We start from the raw sequence: 12,969 nt of genomic DNA, 5'->3' as shown, positions 1-12,969 counted from the left end.
GCCAATGGGCACAGATAAGTTGGACGAAATTTACGCAAATTAGCAACAATACATGCAGCAGACTTCCCAACAATACGATGAGGTGATACAAACCTGTCGTGAATTGTTTTCAAAAAAGGCCAAGGATTATGGTACCGCTTGGCGAATCCTTAGGTTACCTTCCTTAACAGACCAGATTTTTATCAAGGCTCAGCGCATTAGAGGGCTACAACAGAACGATGTCCGAAAAGTGAACGAAGGCGAGCGTTCCGAGTTTATAGGGATTATCAATTATTCGATTATGGCGCTCATTCAAATCAAAAAAGGAGTGGTAGAACAGCCCGACTTGAATGCAGAGGAGGCCATTGCACTTTACGATGAGCAAGTCGCCATAACCAAAAAGCTCATGGAGGATAAAAACCACGATTATGGAGAGGCATGGCGAGATATGCGGGTAAGCTCGCTCACGGATTTGATTTTGCAAAAGGTATTGCGGGTAAAACAAATTGAGAACAATCAAGGAGCTACTTTGGTGAGCGAAGGCGTGGATGCCAACTATCAGGATATGGTTAATTATGCAGTTTTTGCGTTGATTCATTTAAAAGAAGAAGAATGAAATATTTGGTCTGGATATCAAGAATTATAGTAGGAGTGTTGTTCATTATCAGCGGACTGATAAAATTGAACGACCCCATGGGTTTTTCCTTTAAACTGGAAGAATATTTTAGCCCAGGTGTATTGGACCTACCATTTTTAACCCCTTTGGCTTTGGCCATCTCCATTTTTGTGGTCATTGTTGAGGTGATTTTGGGCGTTCTACTTTTGATTGGATTTAAACCCAAATTCACGGTTTGGAGTCTTTTGCTCATGATAGTGTTCTTCACTTTCTTGACTTTTTATTCTGCATATTTCAATAAAGTGACGGATTGTGGCTGTTTTGGTGATGCCGTCAAACTAACGCCTTGGGAATCCTTTACAAAAGATGTGATCCTTCTCGTGTTCATTTTGATATTGTTCTTCGGAAGAAAATATATCACACCCCTGTTCAGTTCCAAGGTCAACTGGATTGTGGGAGGAGTGTCTTTGTTGGCCTGTGCATTGTTTGCCAATCACGTATTGGCCCATTTGCCTTCTGTGGATTTTAGGCCCTACAAAATTGGCGCGAACATTCAAGAAGGTATGTCAGTGCCCGAAAACGCCCCAAAACCGGTTTATGAGTATGCATGGCGCTTTAAAGTGGACGGAGAAGAGAAAATTTACGTAACGGAAGGAGATTATCCCACTGTGGATGGCGAATTTATAGATGTGGAGACCACTCAAATCCAAGCAGGGTACGAACCGCCCATTCACGATTTTACCATTGAGCAAGAAGGACAGGACTATGCTGCCGAACTGTTGGAAGAGGATAAATTGGTAATGGTGATTGCCTACGATATGGCTAAAAGTAATCTTGAAGCTTTTGAGGGAGTCGCCGAAGTAACTGCAAAGGCAAAGCAAAATGGTTACAAAGTCATTGGGATGTCTGCTTCGAGCAGCGATATGGCCCAAAAGATAATCAATACCTACGGACTGGATTTTGAATTCTATTTTACAGATGAAACAACTTTAAAGACTATTGTGCGCTCCAATCCAGCTATTTTAGTGCTCAGCAAGGGAACCATTCAACAAAAGGTCCATTACAACGATTTTGAGGAACTTGAGTTCTGATAATGGAATCTAGAACAAGAAAGGACAAACACCAAACAGTATAACATAACAATAAATAACATGAGAACAAAGATTGTGGCAGGAAACTGGAAAATGAACAACAACCTTCAGGAAACGGAGGAACTGTTGGCCGAACTTTCCGCCAAACTACCCGATACCACTGCAGATGTAATTGTGGCCCCAACGTTTGTGAACCTTCAAGCCGCAAAACAGGCATTGCAAGATTCTAAAATACAAGTTGCGGCCCAGAATATGCATTTTGCCGAAAGTGGTGCTTACACCGGTGAAATTTCTGCGGATATGTTGCTGAGCTTGGATGTGGACGTAGTTATTCTTGGACACTCCGAAAGACGCGCTTACTTTGGTGAGGACGATGAACTTTTGGCCAAAAAAGTAAAAACGGCTATCGAGAAGGGTCTGAAAGTAATTTTCTGCTTTGGCGAAGAGTTGGAAGATAGAAAATCCGACAACCATTTTGCCGTAGTGGAAAGTCAATTAAAGAATGCGTTGTTTGATTTGGATGCCAGCGCCTGGAGTAAGATTGTTTTGGCCTACGAACCTGTTTGGGCCATTGGTACGGGAGAAACGGCGAGTCCAGAGCAAGCTCAAGAGATGCATGCTTTTATAAGAAAAACCATTGCGGACGGCTTTAACTCTTCCATTGCCGAAGATGTTTCCATCTTGTACGGAGGAAGTGTTAAGCCCGCCAATGCAGCCGAGATTTTTTCAAAACCAGACGTTGATGGAGGCCTGATTGGAGGAGCTTCATTAAAAGCTGAGGATTTCTCGGATATCATCAAGGCGATTTAAACCATGTCCTTAGTTTACCTCGAATACAATTTTAAAATAAGCCCGCTCCAGCCTGCAACCGATATTCTGATTGCAGAGTTGGGGGAAGTGGGTTTTGAAAGTTTTGTTGAAAACGAAGATGGACTTCTGGCCTATATTCTTAAATCCGATTGGAAAGAAGGTCTGTTGGATGACCTTTTTATAGTGCAGAATCCCAATTTTGACATAACATGGACCAGCAAAGAAATTGCTCAACAGAACTGGAACGAGGAATGGGAGAAAAACTTTCACCCTATTGTTGTTGTTGAAAAATGTATGGTCCGAGCGCCTTTCCATAAAGCCATAGAAGTTGAATACGATATTGTAATCGAACCCAAAATGAGTTTTGGAACAGGTCATCACGAAACCACGCACATGATGTTGCAACATATTCTTGATAATGATTTTGAAGGAAAATCAGTCTTGGATATGGGGTGTGGTACGGGGGTGCTGGCCATTCTGGCCAAAAAGCGTGGCGCCGGTGAGACCGAAGCCATTGATATTGATGAATGGTGCTTTTTAAATACGCAGGAAAATATAGAGCGCAACGACTGCTCCGATATTAAAGCTTTTCAAGGTGACAGTAGTTTGTTGAAAGACAAAAAGTTCGATATCATTCTGGCCAATATCAATCGAAATATATTGTTGGAAGACATCCCCGTTTATGTGGATTGCCTTAAAAAGGGCGGGACACTTTTTTTAAGTGGCTTTTATTTGGAGGATTTGGATGCAATTTCTTCAAAATGTGGCGCCTACGGTTTGGAATTTGAAAAAAATCTTGAGAAGAACAACTGGGTTGCGGCAAAATATGTAAATTAGAAAGAAGTAAACTCCGTTATCAAAATGAGTACTAAAGAAAAAGAGTTGGAAGATGTCCTCGTGGAAGAGGAAACAACAAATGAGCATGAAATAGTTCTTTTCAACGACGATGTCAACACCTTCGACCATGTCATCAATACCCTTATCAATGTTTGTGAGCATACGCCCGAGCAGGCAGAACAATGTTCTCTGATTGTGCATTACAAAGGAAAATGCACAGTAAAAACGGGTGAATATTCTTTTCTTGAACCCAAATGTAGTAAATTGCTTCAGGCCGGATTGAGTGCAGAAATCATTTAGCTAAGCATATTCCAACACATTTTTTTAGAAAACCAATACCTTTTAACAGCAAAGTTTATGAATTTTTTATCCTGACCTAACTCTACTGATTCCCCATTTCTTTACATTTAGCCTAACGACCAAAACCAACCATTAACCGCCCATTTTTAAAAATGAGTGAATTCTTTAAGGCTGAATTGAAAGACCGTTTTTTGGAATATGCTCTCGAGCGTAGCGATTACTTTCAAATTTATACCCTCTACGACGAATTTTTGAAACCCAATTATAGTTTAGAATATGTGCAAAAACTGGTGCGGGAGATTCTGGACTACGATTCCACTCTTTTAGATGTTATGGGAGGGAATGGGCTGGATATATTTATGTTGGCATCCACTTCTGGCACAGAGGACTTTTTGGAGGAAGGCGGATTTATGAATCTGTATGTAAGAGAAGAGGAGAAGTGGGATACTTTCCTTGGACAACTGTCAGGAATGCCAAAACTGACAAAGGAGGAAAAAAAGCAAATCAAAAAAGCTGCTCCCGACTTAAAACGTGAAAAACTGATGCTTATGGGATTGATTTCGGCGGTTGCAGTCAGTTTTTTGTTTACCCTCATCAGTATATTTAATGAAACACTTTTGAAGCCCGAGTATGTTCCTGCGGATGAATTTGAACGTAGGATGGAGCAATTGCGTGAACAGTATATATTGGAGAACCAGAAACTTCAACTCGATTTGAGAGAAGCCCAGCACATTTTGGATTCTATACAGGAATAGATTATTTAAAACAGTAATTGTATTTTTAAAGAGCAACTCAAAAATAGTATAAAATGAAACCATTTCTTTACACCATTATTTTAACAATCTTGACCGTTTTTTCAGGTCCTATGCTCGTTGCACAGGAAAAGTTTGATGCAGAAATTGTATCCGACCTACGAAAAACACAGCAGTATGCTTTCGGTGTGAGCGAAGAGCGGCATTTTAAAGGGGTGTTACATTTGTATGATAAACTTTTGGCAAGCGGTGTGGAAATCACGGATTATGAAATTGTTGCAAAGGGAAAGTTCGTGAAGAACCTGGTTAAAGGTTCTGAGTTGGAAGACTTGTATGAAGAGTATAAGGGAAAAGTTCGAGTGAGTGTATGCAGTGTGGCCATGAAAAAATTGGGGGTTTCTGAAGACCAGTTAATTTCGGGTATGGAACCTGTTCCCACATGGACTGTACGGGTACTTCAGTTACAAGCGAAGGGCTATAATGTCCTAACGTACTAATTGTTGAAGTAGAAAATATAGATAACAAAAAACGCCGAAGCAAAGCCTCGGCGTTTTTTTATTTGTCTGTGACCGCGGCAGGATTCAAACCTGCAACCTTCTGAGCCGTAATCAGATGCGCTATTCAGTTGCGCCACGCGGCCTTATTTAAGGGCTGCAAATATATTTCTTTTTAACTTTACCACAAAACCCTAGCATACAAAAAATGGATTTTGCACCCTACATTCGAGATATTGAGGATTTCCCCAAGCCGGGAGTCGTTTTTAAGGATATTACCCCACTATTGAAAAACCCGTTCGCATTCCAAAAAGCAGGGGAGGCCTTATTGGGTTTTACAAGCAATATGAAAATTGATAAAGTGGTCGGAGTAGATAGTCGTGGATTTATCTTTGCGCCTATGCTGGCCGAAAAACTGGGGGCAGGATTTGTAACCGTTCGTAAGTCCGGAAAGCTTCCGTACAAAACCATTTCGGAGCCTTACGATTTGGAGTATGGGACAGGAACACTCGAAATACATTCGGATGCTATTGAGGCAGGGGAGAGGGTCTTGGTGCACGATGATGTGCTCGCTACCGGAGGTACTGCAAGGGCGGTTTGTAAATTGGTGGAAAAACTGGGAGGCGAAGTGGTCCAGTGCAATTTTTTGATTGAACTAACATTTTTGAACGGAGCGGAAAAAATAAAAGAATATCAGAAAGAAGTATTGCTCCAATATTAATCCAACGCATTTTTGGTAACGTAGTAGCGCCAGCCTATAATGGCCAATTGTAGTTTGGAAGCTTTGGCGAGGTCCAATCCTTTTTTAGTGTATGATGGAAGCAGGGCTTTATTTATTTTTGCCAATACCTTGTAAAACATAAGAATACGTTGCTTTTCACAAATATAGGTAAACCAGTTTACAAGAGGATGTGATTAATAACAATGTAGCAACTCTTTACGGCATTAAATAAATATCACCGTTAAGAGTTGCACAAGAAGTGTGATAAAAAACTTTACAATTGCTATCATTTTTTGATTGATTTTAGATTTGAAAAAACAGTTATTTTGTTGTTGTTTCTTCGAATATATAATGATAGATATCATGATTCCAAGCGATTACACAATAAATAATGTAATTGAATACGAGATTGTATCTTTAAAAACGACTTGCTTCTTCAACTGAAATATATGTCCTTGAAAAAAGTTTTAAATTGTAAGGTTAAAGTAATTTTTATATTTAAAAATGTTAGATTTGTAGGGACTTTTTTAACTTTTTTTTGAAAACCTAGGGAGCTTTCATCTATAAATGGGCTGATTTTAGGGTTTTCGTTTGTCTGGATAAAAAAAGAACCGCCTTACTAAGACGGTTCTACTGACAATTCAAAATATGGTTCTAGTTTAATTATTTGCTTTTTTTGGTGGTTATCTCGATAACCCCATTTTTGGCTTTCTTGCCATATTTTTCAATCGCTTTATCGCCTTTTAGCACATTCATATGATCAATGTCTTTGGGGTCAATTTCTTTGATATCCTCTGATTTGGCCTTTTTGCCATCCACATAATATAGTGGCTCCCCTTTGCCGTCATTGTCTATAAAAAAGAAACTAGAGTTATCGTCCCCGCTTATCACTTCAATGTCCTCATCGTCATCAGAATCCCTGATGACCATAACATGGTTCCCTTTTCCTTTTTTCTCGACTTTTCGGATAGTAACATGCTTGTTTTCCAAGTCAGAATCCTCATCAATAACATGTAAAGATGAGTTACTGCCAATATGAAGTTCTTTAACCTCTTCATCACTCAATTGTTCACCGTCCACAATCACTATTTTTTTATCATCCCTCTTCCTAATGATTATTTTGGTGCTGTCACCGGTGCTAATAGTGCCTGTTCCCTTAATTTTATGGATTTTTACGTTTTTCTTTCTTGCATTCCAAAAAGAAACTGCGTTGCTCTCATCATCAAACAAAACCGTTATGGGGTCAATAGCGTCATCGGAATTGCTACTATAATTGCCGCTAAACGTTTTCCCCTTGGAGTTTTTACCGCTCATTTGTAGGGAAATATCAATAATTTCCTTGTTATCGTTTCTAACGGTCGTGTAGCTAAAATCGATACCGTCTTTGGCCAGATCCTTTTTTATTTTGTCCAGTTCGGTATCAGTAGTGTTTTTGTCGATCGTCAACTCCACCGTTTTATCTTTTGGGGCTGTTTCGTTACCGATAACACTATCTATGCTGTCCAGATCTTTATAGAGGAAATTCTCCTCAATATTAAAGCTGACCAACAGCAGCCCTAATAATGGTGCAATCATTAAAGTTTTGAGCACATTGATTTTTTTGGATTGATTTTGATTTAACATGACTATTCGTTTTTTGATTAATGAATTATAAAATGAATTGGCTAAAGTGTATTCCTGAGTATCTACCGCTTGTTTTAGCATCAGATACTGGTAGGATTTTTTGTTGCCTGCGTTTGCAATGGCAAAGTGATCGGCCAAATACTCCAGGTTTTGTTTTACGGCATTCTTGTAAAACCACAATGCAGGGTTGAACCAGAAAAATATTTTTAAAACTTCCAATAATAATATGTCCAAGGTGTGAAGCTGCCGGGCATGTACTTTTTCATGTTCTAGAACCGAGTGCAGCTCGTTGGGTTCAAAAAGACTAGGATTGTAAAAAATGTAATTGAAAAAGGAGAATGGGGAGATTCTCTTTTCCGTTTGCATGTGCAAAAATGGTCTTTCTCTTCTTCGATATGCATTTTGGGCCAGTTTTTTTAGTGAAGCCAGCTTCAAAATAAATCTTGCCATTAAGAATAAACAGACTCCTATGTATAAGGTAAGAAGAATGTTTTCTGGTGAGTGCCAAACACTTTCGGAAGCTGTTTGAGCCACTTGGGATAACTGCTCTCCGTTTTCAGTGAATATAGGTCGGTCAACCACAATGTTTCTCTTGATTTTTATCAGAGGAAACAAAAAGGCCAATACCAAACCAGATAAAAGAAACAATCTATTCTCTTTGAAAAGAGTTTCACGTTTTAAGAAAATATGATACACCGCCAAAAAACCTCCAGAGATAACGATGGACTGCAAAAGGTACATGAATATCGGTTCCATTACTTCTTCTTTTCTATTAGGTCAATGATTTCTTTGAGTTCCGAAATGGAAATTTTCTCCTCCTGCGCAAAGTGGGAGACCAAACTTTTAAAAGAGTCGTTGTAATAATCGGCAATGGCAGCGTTCACATACTTTTTTCTATACTCTTCCTTTGTTACTACGGGGAAATATCTATGAGTATTACCGAACGCTTCGTAGTCAACAAACCCTTTTTCCTGTAAATTCCTAACAATGGTGGATAGCGTATTGTAATGCGGTTTTTCACCTTGAATCTCCTCTAGGATTTCCTTGACGAAAGCCTTCTTGAGCTCCCAGAGAATTTTCATGATCTCCTCTTCCTTATTGGTCAATTTTTGCATAATTCTGTACTTATATGGTTCAAACCTAATACTAATAATTTAGTTGAACAACTATTTTTATAGTTTATTAACTATTTTTATAGTTTTTATTTTTTAGATAACCTTCTTGGTTGCGGGTTTCTTCCCTTATCTTTGACCGAAAAATTACTTTTTGGGAAATCTACTTTTTATTGTTTTGGGTTTGGTGCTGTTGATTGCAGGCGGAAATTGGTTGTTGAAATCGGCAGTCGCATTATCTCTTAGAATGAATATTCCCAAGATTGTCATTGGTATGACCGTGGTCTCTTTTGCTACCTCTGCCCCGGAATTGATAGTTAGTGTAAAAGCAGCCCTTGATGGTTTTCCCGACTTGGCATTAGGTAATGTGGTCGGTTCCAACATAGCTAATTTAGGACTGGTTTTGGCCATTACCGTTATATTGGGAAGTATAGATGTAAGAAAGAGCTTCTATACTACGGATTGGCCCGTTATGATGCTTGCTTCTTTGCTCTTTGGTGGTTTTATATATTTTGATGGGGAGCTTCAGCAATACGAAGGAATTATTTTAGTGTCTTTTCTATTTGTGTTTTTGATCTACCTTTTAAGATTTCAGAAAACAGCTGTTGTGGATGAAATGCCCGAGGATGATGTGCCTTTACCTCTGTATAAGATTGTATTGTTTTTGGGGATAGGAGGAACGGCGCTTTGGGGAGGTTCGGAATTGTTGATAGACGGCTCCGTAGGATTGGCATCCTCATTCGGTGTGAGCGACCGTATAATTGGTATTACAATAGTATCCGTAGGTACAAGTATTCCAGAGTTGGCGGCATCCGTAATCGCAGTGATAAAAAAAGAAAAGGCAATATCTCTTGGGAACTTGATCGGGTCCAACATTTTTAACCTGTTGGCCGTTTTGGGAATAACATCCATCATTACCCCGATTACCGTAATAGACCAAGGTTTATTGTCCAGTGATATTTTTTGGATGTTGGGAATATCCTTTCTTGTTCTGCCTTTGGTTTTCTTTCCTAAAGGATTGCGTTTGGGTTGGAGAGACGGGTTGATTCTCTTGGCTTTTTACGCCGCCTTTGTTTACTTTACCATAAAATAAAAACCGCCCCAAAAAGCAGGACGGTTTTCATCTATAATCAACAACTAATTTATATACGTGTTTATTATACTTTTGCGGATTTTACCGTTTTTACGATAACGGCCGCAACCTTGTAAGGATCAGCATTGGAAGCAGGTCTTCTATCTTCTAACCATCCTTTCCAGCCTCTTTCAACCGTCAAAATAGGAATTCTGATGGAAGCGCCCCTGTCGGAAACACCGTAGCTGAAATCGCTAATGGAAGCAGTTTCGTGCTTACCGGTCAATCGCTCATCATTGTACTCACCGTAAACGGCAATGTGCTCTTTGGTCACCGGACGGAAAGCTTCACATACTTTTTCATAAACTTCTTTAGATCCACAAGTTCTCAAGAGATTGTTGGAGAAGTTGGCGTGCATACCAGAACCGTTCCAGTCACCTTTGATAGGTTTTGGATGGTACTCAATATAGTAACCGTAGCTCTCGGTCAATCTTTGTAGCATATAGCGTGCAACCCAAATTTCATCACCGGCTTTCTTGGCACCTTTGGCGAACAATTGGAATTCCCACTGTCCGGCAGCAACCTCTTGGTTGATACCTTCGAACTGAAGACCAGCGTCCAAACAAAGGTCGGCGTGCTCCTCAACTAGGTCTCTGCCCCAAGTGTTTCTTCCACCAACGGAACAGTAGTATAGACCTTGTGGTCCTGGATAACCTCCAACAGGGAAGCCCAATGGCAACTGAGTAGCAGTGTCCATAATAAAGTATTCCTGCTCAAATCCAAACCAGAAGTCATCATCCTCATCATCGATAGTAGCTCTGGAGTTGCTCTCGTGTGGAGTTCCATCAGGATTCAACACCTCGGTCATTACCAAATAACCATTTCTTCTTGCTGGATCAGGGTAAATCGCAACAGGCTTCAACAGGCAGTCAGAGGAACCACCTTCGGCTTGTTTGGTAGAAGAACCATCGAAGGACCACGTAGGGCAGTCTTCCAATTTACCGCTAAAATCTTCCTCAATTCTAGTCTTGCTTCTAATGTTGGCTGTTGGCTCATAACCATCCAACCATAGATACTCTAATTTAGATTTGCTCATAATTCTGGTAGTTAATCGTTCTCAATTTTATGATTAACAAAAATAGTTTTTTCATTTAATTATCAATGTTTTAAGGGGGTAAAATCACAAACTTGCCTTTATTATTTATATTACCCCTGTTTTTAAAAGGGATCAATGAAAAAAAAGTAATTTTTGAAGTTTAAATTATTAAATTCTTAATTGTAGATTTGAAAATTAAAAATTATTGAATATGCCGAAAACAAGATTTCAAGCTTTGGTCGAAAGCCGCAATAGGGAACATATCAATATTGATGAAACAGGCAAAAGATCGGATCTATTTGCAAAAAATGTTTTCAATGAAGAAAAGATGCTTCAATTTCTTACTGCCGAAGCATTCGAAAAGGTAAAATCAGCTATTTTCCAGGGCACAAAAATTGATAGAAAGATTGCGGACCAAGTAGCCGAGGGTATGAAGGCTTGGGCACTTTCCATGGGAGCTACGCACTATACACATTGGTTTCAACCGCTGACAGGTGCAACGGCAGAAAAGCATGATGCATTTTTTGATATTCTGCCCAACGGTAAGGCAATGGAGAAGTTTGGAGGAGCACAATTGGTACAGCAAGAACCTGATGCTTCCAGCTTTCCGAGCGGTGGAATCCGAAATACTTTTGAGGCACGTGGATATACCGCCTGGGACCCCACATCGCCGGCATTTATTTATAAAACTACGCTCTGTATCCCTACCATATTTGTGGCCTATACAGGTGAAGCTTTGGATAACAAAGCCCCTTTGCTTAGAGCTTTGCAGGCTGTAGACCAAGCAGCTACCGGAGTGGCGCAATATTTTGATAAGAATGTAAGAAAGGTTCACGCCACATTAGGGTGGGAGCAGGAATATTTTTTGATAGACAAAGCATTGGTCAATTCCCGATTGGACCTCTCCGTAACCGGCCGTACTTTGGTGGGAAGTTTTTCCGCTAAAGGCCAACAGCTGGATGACCATTATTTTGGAGTGATACCGGCCAGGGTACTTGGTTTTATGAGTGAACTGGAAAAAGAATGTACCAAACTTGGCATTCCGGTAAAAACACGTCACAACGAGGTGGCCCCTAACCAGTTTGAACTAGCTCCGGTTTTTGAAGAGGCCAACCTGTCCGTGGATCATAACCTATTGCTTATGGACGTGATGGAAGAGATTGCCGATAAATATAATTTTTCGGTGTTGTTCCACGAAAAGCCATTTGCGGGAATCAACGGTTCGGGCAAACACAATAACTGGTCGTTGGCCACCGATACAGGGGTCAATTTGTTAAGTCCGGGCTCAACACCCATGAAGAATCTGCAGTTCTTGACGTTTTTCGTGAATACAATCAAAGCGGTGGACACGTATGAAGAATTGTTGAGGGCATCCATTGCATCCGCAAGTAATGACCACCGATTGGGCGCGAATGAAGCACCCCCACCGATCATATCCATATTTATAGGAAAACAATTGAGCGATGTACTCGATGAATTGGAGGGTGTTTCCAAAGGAAAACTTTCTCCACAAGAGAAAACAGAGCTTAAACTGAACGTGGTAGGGAAGATTCCAGAAATTTTACTGGACAACACCGATAGAAACAGAACATCACCGTTCGCTTTTACGGGCAACAAGTTTGAAATGCGGGGTGTGGGCTCCAAGTTGAATTGTGCCAAACCCATGACCATGCTCAATACCATCATGGCTAAACAATTAACCGACTTTAAAAAGGAGGTTGATGTATTGATTGACAAAAAGAACCTGAAAAAAGATGAAGCCGTTTTCAACGTGCTTCGGGAATATATTAAAACGTCCAAGCGTATTCGTTTTGAAGGCGATGGTTACGGAATAGAATGGCAGGAAGAGGCAAGAAGACGAAAACTGAGCTTCAACAAAAATACGCCAGAGGCCCTTCAGGTAATCACGGCAAAGGAGAGTATCGACCTCTTCAGGCAGATGGATGTGATGAACGAAGTAGAACTCAAAGCCCACAAAGAGGTGGAACTGGGAGCATACATCTTCCATATTCAAATAGAGGGTCGGGTATTGGGTGAAATGGTCTACAACCATATCATTCCCGCAGCGGTGAAGTATCAAAATATGCTGTTGGAAAACATTAGTGGGCTTAAAGAGGTCTATGGTGCGGCACATAAAAAAGTCGCCGAGGGGCAATTGAACATTTTGGAACAGATAGGTGAGCACATTGTGGAAATCAAAAGATTGACCGATGAAATGGCCGATGCCCGAAGACGGGCCAATGGCATGTCGGCCGTTGATAAAAAAGCCCAGGCCTATTGCAATAACGTGAGACCGTATTTTGAAAAAATCAGAGAGCATTCCGATGCCTTGGAGAAATTGATTGCCGATGAGTTTTGGCCGTTCACCAAGTATCGCGAAATGCTGTTTTCCAAATAGAATCCTCTGGAAAAATTGAAAAGACGGAAAGCATATCAATAGTTTGATGGCTTTCCGTTATTTTTGCC

At 40.3% G+C, this 12,969-nt stretch carries 14 protein-coding genes and 1 tRNA gene; 10 read left to right on the top strand and 5 right to left on the bottom strand.

The features are described from left to right. The first annotated feature begins 52 nt into the window (after positions 1 to 52). The 7 genes from GUA46_RS11595 to GUA46_RS11565 all read left to right on the top strand — a co-directional run bounded on the left by GUA46_RS11595 (position 53) and on the right by GUA46_RS11565 (position 4,882). Positions 53 to 595: a DUF1599 domain-containing protein gene (locus tag GUA46_RS11595; RefSeq protein ID WP_108246465.1), complete on the top strand. Its 543-nt coding sequence runs from the start codon at positions 53 to 55 to the stop codon at positions 593 to 595. After that, on the top strand, positions 592 to 1,686 hold the full coding sequence (locus GUA46_RS11590) for a BT_3928 family protein (protein WP_176620615.1): 1,095 nt from the start codon (positions 592 to 594) through the stop codon (positions 1,684 to 1,686). The genes GUA46_RS11595 and GUA46_RS11590 overlap by 4 nt, the downstream gene beginning before the upstream one ends. A 60-nt stretch (positions 1,687 to 1,746) precedes the next feature. Next, a complete protein-coding gene (tpiA, locus tag GUA46_RS11585) occupies positions 1,747 to 2,496 on the top strand; it encodes a triose-phosphate isomerase (protein ID WP_176620614.1) in 750 nt (249 codons plus the stop codon). A 3-nt stretch (positions 2,497 to 2,499) separates the two neighbouring features. Continuing rightward, complete coding sequence (prmA, locus tag GUA46_RS11580) at positions 2,500 to 3,333, top strand: 50S ribosomal protein L11 methyltransferase (protein ID WP_176620613.1); 834 nt, start codon at positions 2,500 to 2,502, stop codon at positions 3,331 to 3,333. Positions 3,334 to 3,357: 24 nt separating this feature from the next. Further along, entirely contained in the window at positions 3,358 to 3,633 is a 276-nt protein-coding gene (locus GUA46_RS11575; protein WP_176620612.1) for an ATP-dependent Clp protease adaptor ClpS, read from the top strand. 152 nt (positions 3,634 to 3,785) lie between these two features. After that, complete coding sequence (locus GUA46_RS11570) at positions 3,786 to 4,388, top strand: hypothetical protein (protein WP_176620611.1); 603 nt, start codon at positions 3,786 to 3,788, stop codon at positions 4,386 to 4,388. A gap of 53 nt (positions 4,389 to 4,441) precedes the next feature. Beyond that, positions 4,442 to 4,882 carry a DsrE family protein gene (locus GUA46_RS11565; protein WP_176620610.1) on the top strand — a complete coding sequence of 147 codons (441 nt, stop codon included), beginning with the start codon at positions 4,442 to 4,444 and terminating at the stop codon, positions 4,880 to 4,882. A 69-nt stretch (positions 4,883 to 4,951) separates the two neighbouring features. On the opposite strand, the gene GUA46_RS11560 is transcribed toward GUA46_RS11565, so the two are convergent. Continuing rightward, a tRNA-Arg gene (locus GUA46_RS11560) sits at positions 4,952 to 5,025 on the bottom strand. Between the two features lie 62 nt (positions 5,026 to 5,087). Between GUA46_RS11560 and GUA46_RS11555 the strand changes: the two genes are divergently transcribed. Beyond that, positions 5,088 to 5,600: an adenine phosphoribosyltransferase gene (locus GUA46_RS11555; protein ID WP_176620609.1), complete on the top strand. Its 513-nt coding sequence runs from the start codon at positions 5,088 to 5,090 to the stop codon at positions 5,598 to 5,600. Here the strand turns inward: GUA46_RS11555 and GUA46_RS11550 are convergent. From GUA46_RS11550 to GUA46_RS11540, 3 genes are all read right to left on the bottom strand, one after another. Continuing rightward, a complete protein-coding gene (locus GUA46_RS11550; protein WP_108246473.1) occupies positions 5,597 to 5,740 on the bottom strand; it encodes an SsrA-binding protein in 144 nt (47 codons plus the stop codon). The genes GUA46_RS11555 and GUA46_RS11550 overlap by 4 nt on opposite strands. Positions 5,741 to 6,263: 523 nt before the next feature. Beyond that, positions 6,264 to 7,979 (bottom strand): M56 family metallopeptidase, encoded by a 1,716-nt coding sequence (locus tag GUA46_RS11545; protein ID WP_176620608.1) that lies wholly within the window; start codon positions 7,977 to 7,979, stop codon positions 6,264 to 6,266. Then, positions 7,979 to 8,338 (bottom strand): BlaI/MecI/CopY family transcriptional regulator, encoded by a 360-nt coding sequence (locus tag GUA46_RS11540; protein WP_108246475.1) that lies wholly within the window; start codon positions 8,336 to 8,338, stop codon positions 7,979 to 7,981. The genes GUA46_RS11545 and GUA46_RS11540 overlap by 1 nt, the downstream gene beginning before the upstream one ends. Positions 8,339 to 8,489: 151 nt before the next feature. Between GUA46_RS11540 and GUA46_RS11535 the strand changes: the two genes are divergently transcribed. Next, a complete protein-coding gene (locus GUA46_RS11535; protein ID WP_176620607.1) occupies positions 8,490 to 9,428 on the top strand; it encodes a calcium/sodium antiporter in 939 nt (312 codons plus the stop codon). Between the two features lie 64 nt (positions 9,429 to 9,492). On the opposite strand, the gene GUA46_RS11530 is transcribed toward GUA46_RS11535, so the two are convergent. Beyond that, positions 9,493 to 10,503, bottom strand: coding sequence for a glutamine synthetase beta-grasp domain-containing protein (locus tag GUA46_RS11530; RefSeq protein ID WP_108246477.1), 1,011 nt, complete (start codon positions 10,501 to 10,503; stop codon positions 9,493 to 9,495). A 211-nt stretch (positions 10,504 to 10,714) separates the two neighbouring features. Between GUA46_RS11530 and GUA46_RS11525 the strand changes: the two genes are divergently transcribed. Then, a complete protein-coding gene (locus GUA46_RS11525) occupies positions 10,715 to 12,901 on the top strand; it encodes a glutamine synthetase III family protein (RefSeq protein ID WP_108246478.1) in 2,187 nt (728 codons plus the stop codon). The last annotated feature ends 68 nt before the right edge of the window (positions 12,902 to 12,969 follow it).

The organism is Flagellimonas chongwuensis (genome assembly GCF_013376415.1).
Taxonomy (GTDB): Bacteria; Bacteroidota; Bacteroidia; order Flavobacteriales; family Flavobacteriaceae; genus Flagellimonas; species Flagellimonas chongwuensis.
The sequence above is the reverse complement of the archived record's forward strand: the minus strand, read 5'-3'. Positions and strand labels throughout refer to the sequence as shown.